General features: G+C 72.4%; 18 protein-coding genes. 16 read left to right on the top strand and 2 right to left on the bottom strand.

Annotated elements, in window-relative coordinates:
- Positions 1–5 precede the first annotated feature (5 nt).
- From AB0C87_RS20010 to AB0C87_RS19995, 4 genes are all read left to right on the top strand, one after another.
- Entirely contained in the window at positions 6–731 is a 726-nt protein-coding gene (locus AB0C87_RS20010; RefSeq protein ID WP_360578877.1) for a toll/interleukin-1 receptor domain-containing protein, read from the top strand.
- Positions 728–2,632: a hypothetical protein gene (locus AB0C87_RS20005; protein WP_360578875.1), complete on the top strand. Its 1,905-nt coding sequence runs from the start codon at positions 728–730 to the stop codon at positions 2,630–2,632. The genes AB0C87_RS20010 and AB0C87_RS20005 overlap by 4 nt, the downstream gene beginning before the upstream one ends.
- A 92-nt stretch (positions 2,633–2,724) precedes the next feature.
- Positions 2,725–3,738 carry a hypothetical protein gene (locus tag AB0C87_RS20000; RefSeq protein ID WP_360578874.1) on the top strand — a complete coding sequence of 338 codons (1,014 nt, stop codon included), beginning with the start codon at positions 2,725–2,727 and terminating at the stop codon, positions 3,736–3,738.
- On the top strand, positions 3,728–4,174 hold the full coding sequence (locus AB0C87_RS19995; RefSeq protein ID WP_360578872.1) for a hypothetical protein: 447 nt from the start codon (positions 3,728–3,730) through the stop codon (positions 4,172–4,174). The genes AB0C87_RS20000 and AB0C87_RS19995 overlap by 11 nt, the downstream gene beginning before the upstream one ends.
- Positions 4,175–4,208: 34 nt before the next feature.
- Here the strand turns inward: AB0C87_RS19995 and AB0C87_RS19990 are convergent, their stop codons facing one another.
- Complete coding sequence (locus tag AB0C87_RS19990; RefSeq protein WP_360578870.1) at positions 4,209–4,781, bottom strand: hypothetical protein; 573 nt, start codon at positions 4,779–4,781, stop codon at positions 4,209–4,211.
- 147 nt (positions 4,782–4,928) lie between these two features.
- On the opposite strand from AB0C87_RS19990, the gene AB0C87_RS19985 reads away from it, so the two are divergent.
- Positions 4,929–6,293, top strand: coding sequence for an MFS transporter (locus AB0C87_RS19985; RefSeq protein WP_345179394.1), 1,365 nt, complete (start codon positions 4,929–4,931; stop codon positions 6,291–6,293).
- On the opposite strand, the gene AB0C87_RS19980 is transcribed toward AB0C87_RS19985, so the two are convergent.
- On the bottom strand, positions 6,266–8,497 hold the full coding sequence (locus AB0C87_RS19980) for a lantibiotic dehydratase (protein ID WP_360578869.1): 2,232 nt from the start codon (positions 8,495–8,497) through the stop codon (positions 6,266–6,268). The two genes, AB0C87_RS19985 and AB0C87_RS19980, sit on opposite strands and share 28 nt — an antisense overlap.
- A gap of 155 nt (positions 8,498–8,652) precedes the next feature.
- Here AB0C87_RS19980 and AB0C87_RS19975 point away from each other — a divergent pair, with 155 nt between their 5' ends.
- The 11 genes from AB0C87_RS19975 to AB0C87_RS19925 all read left to right on the top strand — a co-directional run bounded on the left by AB0C87_RS19975 (position 8,653) and on the right by AB0C87_RS19925 (position 18,132).
- Entirely contained in the window at positions 8,653–9,690 is a 1,038-nt protein-coding gene (locus tag AB0C87_RS19975; protein ID WP_353834712.1) for a 3-oxoacyl-[acyl-carrier-protein] synthase III C-terminal domain-containing protein, read from the top strand.
- 230 nt (positions 9,691–9,920) lie between these two features.
- Entirely contained in the window at positions 9,921–10,808 is an 888-nt protein-coding gene (locus AB0C87_RS19970) for a sulfotransferase (RefSeq protein ID WP_360578867.1), read from the top strand.
- Between the two features lies 1 nt (position 10,809).
- On the top strand, positions 10,810–11,583 hold the full coding sequence (locus tag AB0C87_RS19965; RefSeq protein WP_353834711.1) for an SDR family oxidoreductase: 774 nt from the start codon (positions 10,810–10,812) through the stop codon (positions 11,581–11,583).
- A gap of 2 nt (positions 11,584–11,585) precedes the next feature.
- Entirely contained in the window at positions 11,586–12,440 is an 855-nt protein-coding gene (locus AB0C87_RS19960; protein WP_360578866.1) for a family 3 encapsulin nanocompartment shell protein, read from the top strand.
- Positions 12,440–13,279 carry a transketolase gene (locus tag AB0C87_RS19955; protein WP_353834709.1) on the top strand — a complete coding sequence of 280 codons (840 nt, stop codon included), beginning with the start codon at positions 12,440–12,442 and terminating at the stop codon, positions 13,277–13,279. The genes AB0C87_RS19960 and AB0C87_RS19955 overlap by 1 nt, the downstream gene beginning before the upstream one ends.
- The gene (locus tag AB0C87_RS19950) at positions 13,276–14,286 is read left to right on the top strand and encodes a transketolase C-terminal domain-containing protein (RefSeq protein ID WP_345179384.1); all 1,011 of its coding nucleotides are present in this window, start codon (positions 13,276–13,278) and stop codon (positions 14,284–14,286) included. The genes AB0C87_RS19955 and AB0C87_RS19950 overlap by 4 nt, the downstream gene beginning before the upstream one ends.
- Positions 14,261–14,428 (top strand): lysine biosynthesis protein LysW, encoded by a 168-nt coding sequence (gene lysW, locus AB0C87_RS19945; protein WP_179846692.1) that lies wholly within the window; start codon positions 14,261–14,263, stop codon positions 14,426–14,428. Before AB0C87_RS19950 ends, lysW begins: the two co-directional genes overlap by 26 nt.
- Positions 14,425–15,279 carry a lysine biosynthesis protein LysX gene (gene lysX / locus AB0C87_RS19940; RefSeq protein ID WP_345179382.1) on the top strand — a complete coding sequence of 285 codons (855 nt, stop codon included), beginning with the start codon at positions 14,425–14,427 and terminating at the stop codon, positions 15,277–15,279. Before lysW ends, lysX begins: the two co-directional genes overlap by 4 nt.
- Entirely contained in the window at positions 15,276–16,289 is a 1,014-nt protein-coding gene (gene argC / locus AB0C87_RS19935) for an N-acetyl-gamma-glutamyl-phosphate reductase (RefSeq protein WP_360578864.1), read from the top strand. The genes lysX and argC overlap by 4 nt, the downstream gene beginning before the upstream one ends.
- A 23-nt stretch (positions 16,290–16,312) precedes the next feature.
- Positions 16,313–17,104 carry a [LysW]-aminoadipate kinase gene (locus AB0C87_RS19930; RefSeq protein ID WP_360578862.1) on the top strand — a complete coding sequence of 264 codons (792 nt, stop codon included), beginning with the start codon at positions 16,313–16,315 and terminating at the stop codon, positions 17,102–17,104.
- Positions 17,101–18,132 (top strand): M20/M25/M40 family metallo-hydrolase, encoded by a 1,032-nt coding sequence (locus tag AB0C87_RS19925; RefSeq protein WP_353834706.1) that lies wholly within the window; start codon positions 17,101–17,103, stop codon positions 18,130–18,132. Before AB0C87_RS19930 ends, AB0C87_RS19925 begins: the two co-directional genes overlap by 4 nt.
- Positions 18,133–18,151 lie beyond the last annotated feature (19 nt).

Genomic DNA, 18,151 nt, shown 5'->3' with positions numbered 1-18,151 from the left:
CCGGAATGCACATCGTCTTCGTCAACTACCGCACCGGCGACGGCGACGAGGCCGCCGCCCTGCTGGAGCGAGGTCTGTCCGACAGGTTCGGCCGGGAGAAGATCTTCCGGGCCACGACCTCCATCAGCCCTGGCCGGTCTTATCCGGAGGAGCTGCTGAACGCAGTGCGCCACTGCACCGTCCTGCTCGCCGTCATCGGCCCCGGATGGGCTCGCGATCCGCGGCTGCGGCTGGAGGACGACTGGGTCCGCCGGGAGATCCTGGAAGCGCGTGCCTCGGGAGCCACCGTGATCCCGGTGCTGAAGGGCCGGACGACCGAACGCCTGAAGACAACGGACCTGCCGACCGAACTGGAGCACCTGGCCGAGATCCAGTCTCTGCGGCTGGATCCCAGAGACTGCGAAGGCGAGTTGCGCCACATCGGCGATTACCTGGCCAAGCTTGTGCCGGAGCTGGGGCAAGCAGAGCAGGAGGCGGCCGGGCGTTCCGGCATCGCCGAAGTGCGCAACACCGTGAGCGCCCCCCGCGGGACGGTCAACCAGGGCCGCGACATCCGGGGTGATGTCGGCACCGTCGTCAAGGGCAACCACGGCCCGGTCCACGCCGGGAAGGGCGACATCAACCAGAACTCCCCTCAGTTCTCCGGCGATGGGGCGACCTACATTCAGGGCGACAACCACGGCGGCGTCAACCACCGCTTCGGCCGCACCCGCAAGGAGGAAGGGGGGTGAGCGACTCCTTCGAGACGCACGTTTTCGGGGGTTCCGGGAGTGTCCACGCGGGAAACGGAGACATCAACAACATCTACATGCTCTCGGGCACGCTGAGTGCGTCGCCTCGGAAGAAGCCAGCGGATGAGCTGTGGTGGCTCAGACGTCGCTTCGTAGAGCCGGCGGGACTGGGCGAGGCACGGGAAATCCTCGAGGTTTCGCACACCGTGTTCATCGATGGGGCACCAGGCAGCGGCCGAGTCGCAGCAGCTCAAATCCTTCTGCAGGGCCTCCAGTCCGACGCCGGGCAGCTTCATCAACTGGTACCGCAAGACGAAGAGAACGCCCCGCGCATCGATCACACCCATGTCGGCGACGGCGAGCTGATTTGGCTCGACCTCTCGGCACTCACCGGGCCGCGTTGGGAGGAGGTCCACGCGGAGCTCTCCTCGCTGCGTGCGATCGTGCAGGAACGCGATGCTTACCTTGCCGTCATCCTGCCGGACGAGACGGCGGCCCTCGAGCCGACCTTGGCCCCTTACCGCGCAAGGATTGACCGTCCTGCGGTAGCCGAAGTTCTGGTGCGTTATCTCCAGACGGAGAAGATCGACCGGCCCATACCGCTGCCTCCGCTTCGGTTCCTGGACGCCGCCCGGCGCATGTCCGACATCCCGGCCTACGTGGACCTCATCTGCCGGGCTCGAGATGAGCACCGCGAAGGCGACTTCACGATGTGGAGCGAGGCCGCCTTCACCGCCTGGTCCGGTCAGGCGCAGGATGTGGCCGACCAGATGGCCACGCTGGTCACAGGCCAAGAGCGCGCCCTGCTCATCTCCGTCGCCATGCTTCACGGGGCCCACGCCGACGTCGTGCACCGCGCCGGCGCGGCCCTTCTCGACCGCGCAGAACATCCACCCGAAGATATTCCGTTGCTAGAGCATGCGTTTCTCGACAAGAGACTTCATGAAATCGATGCGCGGATCGATGACTCCGGGGCGGTGCGTTTCACCAAACTCGACTATGATGCCGCGGTCCGGTCGTATTTCTGGACTCACATGCCAGGCCTCCACGACACTCTGCGGGACTGGGTCGTCAGCACGGTCGACTCGCCAGACCTGTCGCCGAGCGAGCGGAGGGATCTGGTCGAGCGTTTCACCGACCAGTGCCTGCTGCATGAGCGGTACAGGCAGATTATGGTTTCGCTTCTGAACCAACTGACCGCACTTCCCACTACAGGCCGAAAGATGGAGGCCGCCGCTCAGGTGCTGCAGCGCGGCCTTCGGGAGGAGAAGCAGGGAAGATTCTTTCGGCGGCAGATATACGATTGGTCGCGCATTTCCAACCTTTCGATCCGGATGGCCGAACTGATCATCGCGGCGTGCCGGGACGAGATGATGACGACACATCCTGCAGAAGCGCTGGTTCGCCTGCATCACCTGGCTCGACGCGAGACGGGCACCCGCGCCCGCGACACCCTTGTAGCGCTCGTTGAGGATGCGCCGCGACTTCGCCGGCAGATGCTGGCACGCTTAACGGAGGCTACATTCGAACCGGGAAAATTCCCCTCGGATGTCACCCTTTTCTTGGAAATCGCCGCTCCTGAGCCGCTCACCGCGCTCGGCAAACGCGACCATCCCCTGGTCGCCGAAAAGACCATTCGACGTCAGTTGACCCACGGCTGGTCCCTCGTATTCGCGCGACTCCCTTACGAGACGTGGGCTCCTTTCGTCCGGCGATGGCTAACCGTAGCCGTCGAAGAAGCGCGTCATCGCGACACGCTTCTCGACATTCTCGTCCACGGAACCGGTGGAGACGCAATTCTTCTGTCTCGCTTCTACGAGATGACACGCACAACACCATCGCTGATTCCGCTCAGCGCCCAGATCAGCCAGCGCTTTGGAACCTTTTCACACAGTCAGTAGACCATCATTCTCACAGAAATCAGGAGAGAACCGTGTGTGCGGGACGGAACGTCACGACGATCTACTTCGCGGTCACCGCGGGAGCGGTCCTCGTGGGGCTGATGCTGTTCGCCCCCTGGCCACTGTGGACGGCCTTCGCCACGGCGTTCACGATCTTTGGTCTGCTGCTTTTCCGGGAAAGGAACACGAGAGGCCAGTCAAAAGGGAGTTCGCCCCCGGCGGCGTTCACATACGCGTCGGCCCCGGCTTCGGACGTCAGAGCGAAACGCCTGACCGACGTCCTGCTGCCCAGCAGGTCTGCGGACTATCGGTTCCAGTTCTCCGCCATGGTGATGTGGTCGCCGACGGTGGCGGAGTCAGCCGAATCCGAGGCCAACCATGCCGCCCTCGCGGTCAGCGCGATCGTGGAGCGGGCCTGTGAACTCACCGAGCTACGAGATCCCGGGCATGCCTCGCTCGTCCAGCACGAGCTGGCCGGCGCGCTGGGCGAAATGCGATTGGACCCGACGGGACGTCTGCACGCCAGAGCCGAGTCGGTTCAGCTCGCGCTTCCTGGACCTGACCAGGAGCGTTTGGACAAGCTCGCCGAAGTCCGCAAGGAGGAGGCTGTCTGGGAGCACGAGCGCAAATACGAACAGAACAGACGCGACTATCTCCAGCATGACGTATTAAAGGACCCCGGAAGCGCCGTTGTGTGGTGGCTCGCGAAGAACGATGACCAGGTGGATCAGACGGTAAAGGACATCGGCCTGATCGCACAACTCGCATCCGCGGCGAACAACACCGCAGTACCGCAGACGTTCCATCCCTTCCTACCACGCTTCACCGCAAGCGATGAACCATTCGCCAATGACCTGCCAACCATGAACGGATCAGCCACGGCGGCCTCTACGGGCGACGAGGAGCCTAGTCAAGACAGTATCGAAGCCTTCTTCGAAGCCATGGGATTCAGCCACTCAGATCCTCGCCGCCGCCTCCTCGCTCGACAATTTGCCGAACTGGTCACCAAGCACGGACGCCAGGACGTCGCCGAAGAACTCATCCGCCGGTACGACCCACCGAGTGAATCTGATGCGGAACAGGAGGGATGGCTCGATGGAAGCTGAACTATCCGCACTTGCAAGCGTCGGAGCGACCACACTCGTCGGACTGATGGTCTCAGATTCATGGTCACAGGTGAAAGGCAGTTTGGCGCGCCTGTTCGGGCGCCACGGCCCGCCGGAGGTTCCACTTCAGGAACTAGAGTACTCGCGAATGGAAATATTGGCGGCATACCTTGCGCACGACGCTTCGAGGATCGAAGAGGTAGGGGATCATTGGCGGGGCCGCCTGGAGTCGCTTCTCCTCGCAGACGCCACTGCAGAAGAGGAGGTTCGACGCCTTCTCACCACGCGGACAGCGCGTTCGACCGAATCGGTCTCCAACTTCAACAGCGGTGACGTGACGTTCGGCTCCGTCATCCAGGCCGGCCAGATCTCAGGTGATGTGAACGTTGCACCGCCAATCAGCGAGACCGGCCCGGCGCGTGATCGACAGTCATAGTATCCGCCTCTCCCTAGGTCGACTCACAGCCAGATCATGTGCGGACATCGTCTGACGTGACCGGGGGAACCGGATACCGATCGCGGAGGTGCCAACTGGCCGCCTCGTCCAGTTTATCGGCAATGACCTTACGGAATTCGGCGCGAAGGTCGCTCAATGCAGGAGTGGTGCCCGCAGAGGAAGCCACCAGAAGGCTCTGCACGGAAACCGAAAGGGTCGTAGCGTGCCAGCCGAGATAGATCGCGACGGCTTCCCAGCAGAAAATGTCGAGGTGGTCGAGAAACAGGTATCCGAGAAGCTGGTTCAGCCAGGCATCGCAATGTTTCGCAGGCTCGGCAGAGGCCTTGATCTCGACGAGGGTCCGGCCCTTGACCAGATCCGCCAGCAGCCCCCAGTGGGCCGGCTCATCCGCGAGATCCAGACCCGTTCGCAGTTCCAGAGCGATGCCGAGGCGGCGGCGGTCGGCTTCAATATCGATCGGCGCCCACGGAGTCCTGCGCATCTGCCTGATCCACTGCTTTGCCACCAGGCCACGGTGCGGCCGATGGGCATCCAGGAACGCGCACAGCGTGCTGCTGGGATCGTTAGCTTGATCACTCAACGCCATCGTGGATCATCCTTCTCGGTCTGCCGGTGTCCTAGAAGTCGGCTGAGTTCGGGGGTGGTGGGGGTGTGGGGGGTTGGTTAGCTTTTGGGCTGGCCGCTCGTGGTTAGGAGACCCATGCTCCCTGCGGAAGCGTCTGGTCGGCGTCGGGTGGGTGCGGGGGGTGGGGGGCCGGCGCTGGCGCTGCTGTGCGGGTGCCAGCTCACCCTGGTGGTCGACGCCTCGATCGTGAACATCGCGTTGCCCAGCATCCAGCGGGGGCTCGGGTTCGGCGACGCCGGGCTGTCGTGGGTGGTGAACGCGTACACGCTCGCGTTCGGGGGGCTGCTGCTGCTCGGCGGGCGGGCCGGTGATCTGCTCGGGCACCGGCGGGTGTTCGTCGCGGGGGTCGGGGTGTTCACCGTCGCGTCGCTGGCCGGAGGGTTCGCGGTCTCGCCGGGGTGGCTGCTGGCGGCTCGGGCGATGCAGGGGGCGGGGGCCGCGTTCGCGGGCCCGGGCGCGCTGGCGCTCATCGCTACCACCTTCCAGGACGCGGAGGGCAGGAGCCGGGCGCTGGCCGTGTTCTCCATGGTCGCGAGTGTGGGGATGGTCGCCGGGCTGGTGCTCGGGGGCGTCCTGACCGCGTGGGCGTCCTGGCGGGCCGTGCTGTTCGTCAACGTGCCGGTGGGCCTCGCGATCGTGCTGCTCGTGCCGCGGGTCGTGCGGGAGTCGGCCAGGCAGGAGGGACGGTTCGACGCGGGCGGGGCGGTCGCGTGCACCGCCGGGGCGACGCTGCTGGTGTACGGGTTCATCCGCGCCGCCGAGCAGGGGTGGTCCGGGGCGCTCACGGTCGGCGCCTTCTGCGGGGCGGCGGCGCTGCTCGTGCTGTTCCCGGTGGTCGAGGCGCGGGCGCGGCAGCCGATCGTCCCGCTGGGGCTGTTCGCCGACCGGGACCGGGTGGGCGCCTTCCTCATGCGGTTCCTGCTCACGGCGGCCATGAGCGGGATGCTGTTCTTCCTGACCCTCTACGTGCAGGGGGTGCTGGGGTACGGGCCGCTGGCGACGGGGTTCGGTTTCCTGCCGACGACGATCGCGCTGATCGCCGCCAGCCGGGCCGTGCCCGGGCTGCTGCCCCGGTACGGGCCGCGGCCGATCATGGCGGCCGGGACCGTGCTGTGCGTGGCCGGGATGGTGTGGCTGACGCAGGTGTCGCGGGACGGCACCTACGTCGCGATGATCCTCGGGCCGGTGCTGCTGTTCGGGGCGGGGACGGGCCTGGTGGCGGTGGCGGCGACGTTCACGGCGATGCGGTCGGTGCCGCCCGGGGAGTCCGGGGCGGCCTCGGCGCTGCTCCAGAGCATGCAGCAGATCGGCGGGTCGCTGGGCGTCGCCGTCCTGGTCACCGTGGACCACGCCGGTTCGTCGAAGGTGGACGGCATGCGGGACGCGTTCACGGCCGGGGTGGCGTTCACCGCCTGCATGCTTCTGGCGCTGGCCGCCTTCCGCTCTCAGGGACGTTCCGGATCGCAGAACTGAAGGCGCAGCTCGCAGCCGTAGCGCCGGCCCGCCGCGTCGGGCAGCCACGGTTCGTCCAGGTCCGGGAGGAGTTCGGTGAAGACGACGGGGACGTCGTCGCCGGCGGTCGCGCGGGCGGCGCGCAGCAGCGTGGCGAACGAGGAGACGTACCGGGGGCCGGTGAAGTCGACGTAGACCGGTTTGACCTCCGTGCCGACCTTGGCGAAGACGCGTTCGGGCATGCCGAGGGAGCGGCGCAGGCGGCGGGCGGCGAGGTACTCGCGGGGGCCGTGCGCGGGCGCGACGGCCGTCCCGCCGACGGTCGTGCGCCAGGTCTCGCGGGCGACGACGAGCCCGTCCAGCGTCAGGCGCGGGTGGTGGGGGCCGGCGCCGGCGAGCTTGAACGCCTCGGCGCCGAGCCAGCCGAACAGCAGCGCGAACACCTCGCGGAGCGGGCACCGGAGCCCGTCCGGCCCGGTGACCTCCAGAGCGCCGGCGTGCTCGTGCACGGTGAGCGCGACCAGCGGCAGGACGCGGGCGGGGTCCGCTCCCGGCGCCGGGGCGAAGGCGAGCTGGTGGTCGGTGACGCCGAGGACGGGGGCGATGCGCGCGGTGTACTGGGGCCACCAGGTCGGGTACAGCGGCCGGAACTGGGGGCCGATGTCCTCGGCCGCCGCGGCGCGCAGCCGGCCGGGGTCGGGGTGCCGGTCGGCGAAGACGGCGCAGTCGAGGGTCGGCCACGCGGTGTGCATCTCGCCGAGGACGAGGGTGAACTCCCCCGCCGCCATCGCCTCGGGGCCGGCCGCGCCGAGGCACAGGTCGGGGCTGTGGATGCGGGCCCCCGCCCAGCCGGGGCGTTCGGCGGCGAACAGCCGGGCGGCGGGATCCGCCAGGTCGGCGGCGGTGAAGGCGAGGCGGCGCTCGTCCGGCGCGCCGTCCAGGCCGAACAGCGCGTTCCAGCGGCGGGCGAACTCGGCGGCGACCGCGTCGGCGGGGCGGTCGCGCCCGGTCAGCAGGGCCTGGGCGGCGTCCCAGAACGCCGGCATCGGCACGCCGCGGGCGCCCGGTTCGAGCAGGTCGCGGTACAGGTCGCGGAACGCGGCGTCGTAGGCGTCCGCGAGGGTCGCCGACAGCCAGCGCGCGGCGGGCAGGAGGACGGACCCGAACGGGCCGGAGAGCGCGTCCAGGAGCGGGCCGCCGAACGTGACGTCCAGGTCGCGGACGGTGTCCTCGTAGCAGAGCCGCCGTCCCGCGTACATCTGCCCGCTGCGCCGCTCCGGCTCCGCCCCGGTGACGGCGGTGAACTCGGCGTCCAGGCGTTCCAGCGCGGCGGCCAGGGCGTCGGGGTCGCCCGCCGCGGCGGCCACGGACGCGCGGGCGCGGTCGAGCCGGGCGAGTCCGGCCAGTGCCCGTTCCCGGGCCCGCGGCTCGGCGATCGCGGCGAGGGTGTCGCGGAGCACCCGCTCCGCCCGCGGGTTGTACGGCATGTTCACGCCCCGCCAGACGATCCCGTCCTCGACCAGCCGGTCCAGGGCGGCGGCCAGGTGCGGACCGGGGGCGACCTCGGCCGCGGGCCGGGTGCCGTCGCAGCGGGACAGCACCTCGGCTTCGGCGGTGGTCAGGTGCCGCGGGTCCTCCCCCGGCCGCAGGACGTCCTCTCCCCGGACGAGCAGGTGCGGGTGGACGCCGACGGGCAGCCACGGCGCCACGTCCGGGTCGTCCAGGAGTGCGGCGACGTAGGCCTCCAGCGCCCAGAACTCGTAGTCGACCTTGCGGGACCGCAGCAGTCCCCCGCCGGGCCTCGCCTCGACCGCGTCCGCCGCCTCGGGGTCGATCGTGCCCCAGGCGACGGGGCCGAAGAACCCGGCGGTGTCGTTCTTGCCGCAGTAGCGCTGCCAGTAGCGGGCGAGGGTGTTCTCGCGCCCCCGCCGCTTCTTGCGCTCCAGCCTCGGGTTCTTCCCGGGCCGGGCGGCCGGGCCGTCGGCGAGACGTGCCAAATGCACCGCGGCGGTGGGGTTCTGCCATGTCACCGCCTCGCGGAAGAGCGGGTCGGCGGCGATCTTCGCCGCGGCGCGGCCCGCGTCCGCCAATGCGGCGTCCATGGCCTGCGCGAATTCGGTTTCTCCGGCGATGCCGTCGAGAAAGGCATCGGCGGTCGCGGCGCATTCCGGCGCGGCGAAAAGCGCGAGCCCGTCCGCGGGGAATCCGGTGGAGCGGATCAGCACATCTCGCCAAACCGACCATCGCGTTCCGGGTAGCGGCACCGAGTGCCGTCCGTCGCCCACTGCGATCTCCCTCCGCCACCGAAACGGCTCTCGCCCCGCGAAGAAGATCAACATAATGTGTGATTTGTTTGCCGTCACTCTCCGGAGGTCCGCACATGCGCTGCGACGGTCTGTTCCTCGCCGGGCTCGCCCACCGGATTCCCGAGGCGGTGGACGTGGACGGGGCGGTGGACGGCGGCCGCTACGACGCCGACGACCGGAGGGCCGACGGGTACGCCTCCGTCGCCGTGGCCGCCGGCGAGGCCCCGCCCGAGATGGCGGCCGCGGCGGCGCGCCGCGCGCTGGAGCGGTCCGGGATCCCGCCGTCCGCCGTCGCGCTGCTGCTGCACGCGTCGGCCTGGTTCCAGGGCGTCGACTACTGGCCGGCCGCCTCGTACGTGCACCGCGAGGTCCTCGGGGACGACGGCCGGCACGCGCCCGCGCTGGACGTCCAGCAGATGTGCGCGGGGGCCCTCGGCGCGCTGGAGCTGGCCGCCTCCTACCTGGCCGCCGACGCGTCCCGCGCGTCCGCCCTGGTCACGACCGCGGACCGGTTCACCGACCCCGGGTTCGACCGGTGGCGCGGGGACGTGCGCGGCATCGTCTACGGGGACGGCGCCGCCGCGGCGGTGCTCGCCCGGGAGGGCTTCGCCCGGCTGCTGGCCGTCTCGACGGTCGTCGACACCGCGCTGGAGGGCATGTACCGCGGCGACGAGCCGTTCGCGTCCGCGCCCGGCCGCCCGGTGGACGTGCGTGCGCGCCGCTCCGCTTTCGCCGCGCACGCCAGGGCGCTGGTGGGGAGCCTCGCGGAGCGGACCGCCTCCGGCCTGACCGAGGCCGTCGGCCGGACGCTGGACGAGGCCGGGCTGAAGATCGCCGACATCTCCCGGTTCGCCTTCCCCAACGTCGGCCTGCACGTGCTGCGCACCCGGTACGCCGAGCCGCTGGGCCTGGACGTGGAGCGCACCACCTGGGACTGGGGCCGCCGCACCGGCCACGTCGGCGCGGCCGACCAGCTCACCGGCCTGACCGATCTGGTGGAGTCCGGGCGGGTGGGGCCGGGCGACCGGGTGCTGCTGGTCGGGATCGGCGCCGGGTTCGCCTGGACGTGCGCCGCTGTCGAGATCGTCGAGCGTCCCGCCTGGGGCGGCTGACGCGAGCCGCTCCCACGTCAGGCGCTCACCGGCGCCCCCACCAGCGTGCCCGCCGATATTGCGGAGCGCTGGCGGTCCCGGCCATCACGACCCCGCTCTGTTATGTCATGACGTCACAAAAAGACGAATCAATCCTGTTCCTCTCTTGATGGTTCCACTTTACGGAAGATCATGTTTTTATGTTCCCGACCAGCTTGTGCCGGTACACCCCGGAAGGTCGCGGTTTGCCAATGAAGGTGCTTTACATCGCCGGTTGGTGTCGCAGCGGCAGCACCATGCTGGGCAACGTCCTCGCCGAGGCCCCGGGGATCGTGCACGTCGGCGAACTGCGTTTCCTCTGGCTGAACGGGGTTCTCGGAACGGGCAGCAACGGCAGGTGCGGGTGCGGGCTCGGCCATCGCGAATGCCCGTTCTGGTCCGCGGTGCTGGAGGAGGTCCGCCCGCCCGGGACGTCCCTCGAACGGCACGCCGCCGAGGTCGTCGCCTGGCAGGACGCGTACCGGACCCGGCACACCTGGCGGGTGCTGCGCGACCCGCCGCGCAACGGGTGGCCGGACGCGCTCGCCGCCGCCTACCGCGCCATCGCCCGGGTCTCGGGCGCCCGCGTCATCGTCGACAGCTCCAAGTTCGCCTCCGACGCCGCGCTGCTGGCGTCCCTGCCGGGCGTGGAGGGACGCTACGTCCACCTGATCCGCGACCCCCGCGCGGTCGCCTGCTCGTGGCTGCGGCCCAAGGCGTACACGGGCCGCCGCTCCGCGCTGAACAGCACCTGGCACTGGACCGGCTTCAACCTGGCGGCCGAGGCGGTCGGCCGCGCGCACCCGGACCGCTCGCTGCACATGCGCTACGAGGCGCTGGTCCGCAGCCCCCGCGCCGCGGTCGGAACCATCCTGGACCTGCTCGGCCACGAGGGCCCGAACCCCGTGGCCGCCGACGGGACGGTCGAGCTCGGCGGCAACCACACCGTCACCGGCAACCCCAACCGGTTCGGCCGCGGCCGGACCCGGATCGAGGAGGACCGCAGGTGGCACGCCGCGCTCCCGCGCTCCCAGCGTTCCGCCACCACGCTCATGGCGCTCCCGCTGCTGCACCGGTACGGCTACGAGAAGAGGGTGTGACGTGGACCTCGGACTGGACGGAAAGGTGGCCCTGGTCGCGGGCGGGTCGGCGGGCATCGGCTTCGCGATCGCCCGCGACCTGGTCCGCGAGGGCGCCGCGGTGTCGATCGCGGGCCGCGACCCCGGCCGGCTGGCCAAGGCCCGCGACGCGATCCGCGCGGACCTCGGCGCGGAGGTCGGCACCCGGGCGCTGGACGTGCGCGACACCGAGGCGGCGCGGGCCTGGGTGGACGACGCCGCGGCCGAGCACGGCGCCGTCCACATCATGGTCACCAACGCCGGCGGGCCGCCCGCCGGGCCGACCGGGGCGTTCGGCCCGGACGACTACCGCGCCGCCCTCGACCTCGCGATGGTCTCCCACATCGGGCTCGCGCAGGCGGCGCTGCCGCACCTGCGGGAGGCCGGCTGGGGCCGGATCCTGATGGTCACCAGCGAGACGATCCGCGACCTCATCCCCGCGTTCGCGCTCTCGGGGATCGTGCGGACCGGGCTCGTCGGCTACGCCAAGACCCTGGTGCACGAACTCGGCCCCGGGGACGTCACCGTCAACGTCCTCGCGCCCGGATACACCGCGACGGACGCGCTGCTGTCCGGCCTCACCGGCGAACCCGAGGCGGAGACCGCCCGCGTCGCGCGGGAGGCGGGCATCCCGCTCGGCCGGGTCGCCCGGCCGGAGGAGGTCGCGGCGGCCGGGGTGTTCCTGCTGAGCGCCCGCGCGAGCTTCGTCACCGGCACCGTCCAGGTCGTCGACGGCGGCCGCTCCCTGGGGGTCTGACCATGTCCGAGATGCCGGTGCCCGACGTGCGCATGATGCTGGACGACCCCGAGCTGACCCGGCGCAGCCCGGGCGAGGAGTTCGCGCTCGCCCACGCCCGTCACGGGCCGGACGCGGCGGTCGAGCTGCGCGCCTCCATCAGCGACCTCTTCCCGCCCGCCAAGCGCCGTCCCCGCCTGACCGTCCGGCACCTGCTCCGCAAGGCCGTCGTCGGCGCCGACGAGATCACCGTCTTCACCGAGCGGGCCGAGAACACCTCGCCGGACGACGCCGCGCCGGAGTGGGAGTTCGAGGTCGGCTCCGCGACCGTCCGGACGCAGGTCGTGCGGGCCTCGGTGCCGGTGCCCAAGGAGATCCTCGCCGACCCGGCCGCGCTCGCCGCGTTCGTCGACTACCGGCTGCTGGTGCGGCTCGGTACGGCGGAGAACGACGTCCTGCTCAACGGGACGGGGCCGATCCAGGGCCTGCTGCGCGTCCCGGGCCTGCGCGAACGGCCCTCCGACCCGGCGGACGGCGGTTCGGCCGCCCGGACCCTGCTCGCGACGGCGGCGCTGTGCGAGTGGTACGGCGGGTCGGCGGACGGGATCGTCATGCACCCCGACGACTGGTGGCCGCTCGTGGCGGACGGCGCGTTCCTCGAACGGCTCGCCGTGCAGGGCGTCAAGGTCAGCAGGACCCGCATGGTGCCCGCGGGCACGGCCCTCGTCGGCGACTTCACCGCCGCCGCGACGCTGCTGGACCGCCGGTCCTCGACGATCCGGCTGGACGGGGACGCGCTGGTGGCCGAGATCCGCGAGGGCCTCGCCGTCCACCTGCCCGGCCATTTCGTGCTCGCCTCGCTTCCCGGCGGGCGCTGATGGGCGCGCCGGCGCCGGCCGGTCCGGCGGCGGACCTTCCGGCGGTCGCCCACCGGGTCCGCGAGCACATCGTGCGGATGTGCGCCGGGCCGGAGGGCGGCCACCTCGGCGGCTCGATGTCGCTGGTGGAGATCCTCACGCTGCTGTACTTCGAGGTGATGCGGGTCGATCCGCGCCGCCCCGCCGCGCTGGAGCGTGACATCTTCATCCTCAGCAAGGGGCACGGCGCGATGTGCCTGTACGCGGTGCTGGCCGAGCGGGGCTTCTTCCCCGTCGCGGAGCTGGCGGACTACTCACGGCCGGGCAGCCGGCTGATGGGCCACCCCGTCCGTGCGGTGCCGGGGGTGGAGATGCCCACCGGATCGCTCGGGCACGGGCTCGCGCTCGCCAACGGGTTCGCCGTCGCCGACCGGGGGCGCCGCTGCTTCGCCGTCCTCGGCGACGGCGAACTGCAGGAGGGCGCCGTCTGGGAGGCGGCCATGGCCTCGGCCTCGCTCGGCCTCGGCAACCTGACGGCCGTCGTCGACCGCAACCGCCTCCAGATCACCGGCCCCACCGAGGACGCGATCGGGCTGGAGCCGCTGGCGGACCGCTGGCGCAGCTTCGGCTGGACGGTGCGCGAGGCCGACGGCCACGACTTCGGCGCGCTGCGCGAGGCGCTCGCCCCGGGCGGAACCGGAGAGGAGCCTCCGACGGTGGTCCTCGCCCGCACCGTCAAGGGGCGCGGCCTGCCGTCGCTGGAGGCGAAGACGCGCAGCCACTACGCCAGGCTGAGCGGCCGCCAGGCCGAGCGGTCCCTGGCCGTGCTCCAGGCCCGGCGCAGGCGGGCCGTCCCGTGACGGCCGGCCGCGCCCAGGAGACGCCCCGGCCGCGCTCCGCGCGGGAGGTGTACCGCGACCTGCTGCCGGAGCTGATGCGCGCCGACGACCGGCTGTACTGCCTGGACAGCGACACCGGGCTGTTCGAGGCGGCCGCCTTCGCCGGCGTCCCCGGCCGCTACCTCAACCTCGGCATCGCCGAGCACAGCCTGATGGGCACGGCCGCGGGCCTGGCCGCCAGCGGGAACGTCCCGTTCGTCACCACGATGGCGACCTTCGCCGCGACCCGGGCGCTGGAGGCCATCAAGATCGACATCGCGTACAACGCGCTGCCGGTCCGCATCGTCGCCACCCACGGCGGGCTGGCCGCCGGGCACCTCGGCCCGACCCACCACGCGCTGGAGGACCTGGCGATCATGCGGGCGCTGCCCGGCTTCACCGTGGTCGTCCCGGGCGACGCGGGGCAGGCGGGCGAGGCCGTCCGGCAGAGCGCGGCGCTGCCCGGCCCCGCCTACATCCGGCTCGGCCGCTCCGCCACCCCCGACCTGGACGGCGCGGCGCCCGGAGGCGGCCCGTTCGAGATCGGACGGGCGCAGTGGCTGCGGCGCGGCGGGGACGTGGCGATCGTCGCCTGCGGACCGCACCCGGTGCTGGCCGCGGCGCGCGCCGCCGACCGGCTCGCCGGGCAGGGCGTGCGCGCCGCCGTCCTCAACCTGCACACGCTGCGCCCGCTCGACGTCGCGGCCGTCGTCGCGGCGGCCGAGGGCACCGCGGGCGTCGTCACCGTCGAGGAGCACTGGCGCTCGGGCGGCCTCGGCGGCGCCGTCGCCGAGACCCTCGCCGAGCACGCGCCGGCCCGGGTGGCGCGGGTCGGCATGCCCGACACGTTCGCCGAGCGCGCGGGCGGCCAGGAGGACCTGCTCGACCGGTACGGCATCACGGCGGGCGCGGTCGTCGCCGCCGCGCTGCACCTGACCAGCGGAACCCACGGAGGTGGCACGCATGACCCAGACCTGTCCCGAGTGTGAGGGCCCGGTCCAGCTCGCCGAGCCCGTCCGGCTCAGCGAGATCGCGCAGTGCGCCGACTGCTCCAGCGAGCTGGAGGTCGTCGGCCTCGACCCGGTCACCCTCGCGCTCGCCCCCGAGATCGAGGAGGACTGGGGCGAGTGAGGCCGGTGGCCGTGCTGGCCTCCCGGGTGCGGTACGAGGAGAAGCGCGTCTTCGCCGCGCTGGAGCGCCGCGGCGTGCCGTACGCGCACGTGGACACCCGGCGGTTCAGCGCCGAACTGGGCGGTGGGGCGGCGAGCGCCGGGCCGCGGTACGCGGCGGCGCTGAACCGGGAGATCTCCCACAGCCGCGCCCTCTACGCGTCGATGATCCTGGAGGCGCGCGGGGTGCCGACGGTCAACCGGTCGGAGGTGATCACCGTGTGCGGTGACAAGCTGCGCACCTCGCTGGAGCTGGAGCGCGCCGGCGTCCCCTCCCCGCGCACGGCGGTCGCGCTCACCCCGGACGAGGGCGCCGAGGCCGCCGAGCGGCTGGGCTTCCCCGTGGTGATCAAACCGCTGACGGGGTCGTGGGGACGGCTCGCGGCGGCCGTGCGCGACCGGGAGTCGGCGCAGGCCGTCCTGGAACACCGGGCCGCGCTGCCCTCCCCGCTCCAGCACATCGTCTACCTGCAGGAACTCGTCGACAAACCGGGACGCGACATCCGGGTGATCGTCGCCGGGGACACGGTGGTGGGCGCGACGTACCGCTACTCGGACGGCTGGCGCACCAACGCCGCCCGGGGCGCGCGATCCGAGCCCTGCCCGCTCACGCCCGACCTGGTCGAGCCGGCCCTGCGGGCCGCGCGGGCCGTGGGCGGCGGGATCCTGGGCGTCGACCTGATCGAGGGCCCCGAGGGACCGCTCGTCCTGGAGGTCAACCACAACGTCGAGTTCCGCGGGTTCCAGGACGCGCACGGCGAGGACGTGGACGTCGCGGACGCGATCGTCTCCCACCTGCTGGAGGCGGCGTGATCCGGGTCGGCGTCCTGGGCGCCGCCGGATACCTCGGCGGCGAGCTGCTGCGGCTGCTCCTCGGCCATCCGGGGACGGAGGTCGCGTACGCGGTCTCGACCCGGTTCCCCGGCCGCCGCGTGGACTCCGTCCACCCCAACCTGCGGGCCCAGACCGACCTGCTGTTCAGCGCCCCGGACGACCTCGGCGCCTGCGACGTGCTGCTGACGGCGACCCCGCACAAGGCCACCATGAGCCTGCTGCCCGAGATGAGGGGACGGGCCAGGACGGTCATCGACCTCTCCGGCGACTTCCGCGACCCCGACCCCGCCGTCTACGAGCGGTACTACGGCGTCCCGCACGCCGCGCCCGGACTGCTCGGCGCGTTCGTCCCCGGCGTCCCCGAGCTGTTCCGCGCGGAGCTGGCCGAGGCCGACCTCATCAGCGTGCCCGGGTGCATGGCCACGGCGGCGATCCTGGCGCTGCACCCCCTGACCGGGCTGATCGGCCCGGACGTGCAGATCGACGCCCGCACCGGGTCGAGCGGGTCGGGCGCCCTCGCCGGGGACGCCAACCTGCACGCCGAACGCAGCGGCGCGCTGCGGGTGTTCGCCCCCGTGCGGCACCGCCACGAGGCGGAGGTGGCGCGGCTGACCGGGCTGAACGCGAGGATGACCGCCACCGGGGTCGAGGCCGTGCGCGGAGTGCAGGTCGTCTGCCACGCCACCGGCGCCGCCTCCGCCGACGAGAGGGCCGTCCGCCGCGCCTACCGCGAGCGCTACGCCGGCGAGCCGTTCGTGCGGATCGTCGCGCACCGCACGGGAACGCACCGGCTTCCCGATCCGAAGCTGCTGTCCGGGTCCAACTACTGCGACGTCGGCTTCGCGGTGGACGGCGACCGGATCACCGCGATCGCCGCGCTGGACAACCTGGTGAAGGGCGGGGCGGGCGCCGCGGTGCAGTGCCTGAACATCCGCACCGGCCAGCCCGAGACCCTGGGCCTGGGGTTCCCCGGCCTGCACCCGGTCTGATGGGGGCCGGCGCGGGAGGGATCGTGGTCGTGAAGTGCGGCGGCGCGGTGCCCGCCGAGACGGTGTGCGCGGACCTCGCCGGGCTCGCGGGCCGGGCCGTCCTCGTGCACGGCGGCGCCGCCGACGTCGACCGGCTCGCCGCGGACCTCGGCGTGCCCGCCCGCACCCTCGTCTCGCCGAGCGGCGTCACCAGCCGCCACACCGATCCGGCCATGCTGGAGGTGCTGACGCTGGCGCTCGCCGGGCGGGTCAAGCCGCGGCTGCTGCGCGCCCTGGCCGCGAGCGGCGTCCCGGCCGTCGGCGTGACGGGGCTGGACGGCGGGCTGCTGCGGGCGCGGCGCAAGCCCGCACAGCGCACCGTGCGCGACGGCCGCACCGTCATCGTCCGGGACGACCACAGCGGGCGGCTCACCGGCGTCCGGCCGCGGTTGCTGAACGTGCTGGTCGGCGCGGGCTTCGTGCCCGTGGTGTCGCCGCCCGCGCTGGGCGAGGACGGCGCGCCGGTGAACGTGGACGCCGACCGGGTCGCGGCGGCGGTCGCGGGCGCGCTGCGCGCCGAGCGGCTGGTCCTGCTGACGGCGGCGCCGGGCGTGCTGCGCGACCCGTCCGACGAGGGCTCCCTGCTCGACCGCTGCCCGCTCCCGCGCGAGGGCCCCGTCCCCCACGCGGCGAGCGGCGGCATGCACCGCAAGCTCATCGCCTCCCGCGAGGCCCTGCTCGCGGGCGTCCCCCGGGTGTCGATCGGCGACGGGCGGATCCCCCGCCCGGTCACCGCGGCCCTGGACGGCGCCGGCACGACACTGGAGATCACATGAGCGGCCCCGTCGACCTGCTGCACGCGATGCTGTCGATCCCCTCCCCGTCCGGCCGGGAGGACGAGCTGGCGCGGTACCTGGAGAAGGTCATGAACGACCTCGGCATGGCCGCGGGACGCGACGAGGCCGGCAACGTGATCGGTGACATCGGCACCGGCCGGGGGCCCGTGGTGATGCTGCTCAGCCACCTCGACACCGTCGACCGGCCGCTGCCCGCGCGGCGCGAGGGCGGGCGGCTCGTGGGCCGGGGCGCCGCGGACGCCAAGGGGCCGCTCGCCGCGATGATCAGCGCGGCGGCGGCCCGGCCCTCGTTCCCCGGCACCCTGCGGGTCGTGGGCGCGGTGGAGGAGGAACGGCTGTCGCGGGGCGGCGAGCACCTGGCGCGCACCGTCCCCGCGCCGGACGCGCTGCTGGTCGGGGAGCCGAGCGGCTGGTCGCGGGTCGTGCTCGGCTACAAGGGCAAGATCGACATCGGGTACCGGGTGGCCCGCGCCGCGACGCACTCCACCAACCCCGCCGCCAAGGCCACCGAGGTCGCGGTGGCGTTCTGGCACGACCTGCTGGAGGCGCTCGGCCCCGAGCGGGACCACGGCGCGTTCGGGCTGCCCGCCGCCACCCTGCGCGGCGTCCACGGCGACCTCACCGAGGCGCGGCTCGACGTCGACTGCCGCGTCCCGCCCGGGTACGACGCGGAGGCCCTGGCCGAGCGGCTGCGCGCCCGCGCGAACGGCGGCGAGGTCACGGTCGTCCGGCACGTCCCGGCGGTCCGGCGCGGGCGGACCGACCCGGTGGTGCGGGCGGTGTCGGCGGCCATCCGGCGGCACGGCGGGACGCCCAGGCCCACCCTCAAGACGGGCACGTCCGACATGAACACCGTCGCCCCCCACTGGGACGTGCCCATGGCGACGTACGGGCCGGGCGACAGCTCGCTGGACCACTCCGACGAGGAGCACATCGAGATCGCCGAGTTCCTGAAGGGCGTGGACGTGCTCACCACCGCCCTCGACGAGCTGGCCGCCACCCTCTGACCCGGGGCCGGGATCGGCC

Source organism: Actinomadura sp. NPDC048021, assembly GCF_040653135.1.
Classification (GTDB): Bacteria; Actinomycetota; Actinomycetes; order Streptosporangiales; family Streptosporangiaceae; genus Spirillospora; species Spirillospora verrucosospora.
The sequence above is the reverse complement of the archived record's forward strand: the minus strand, read 5'-3'. Positions and strand labels throughout refer to the sequence as shown.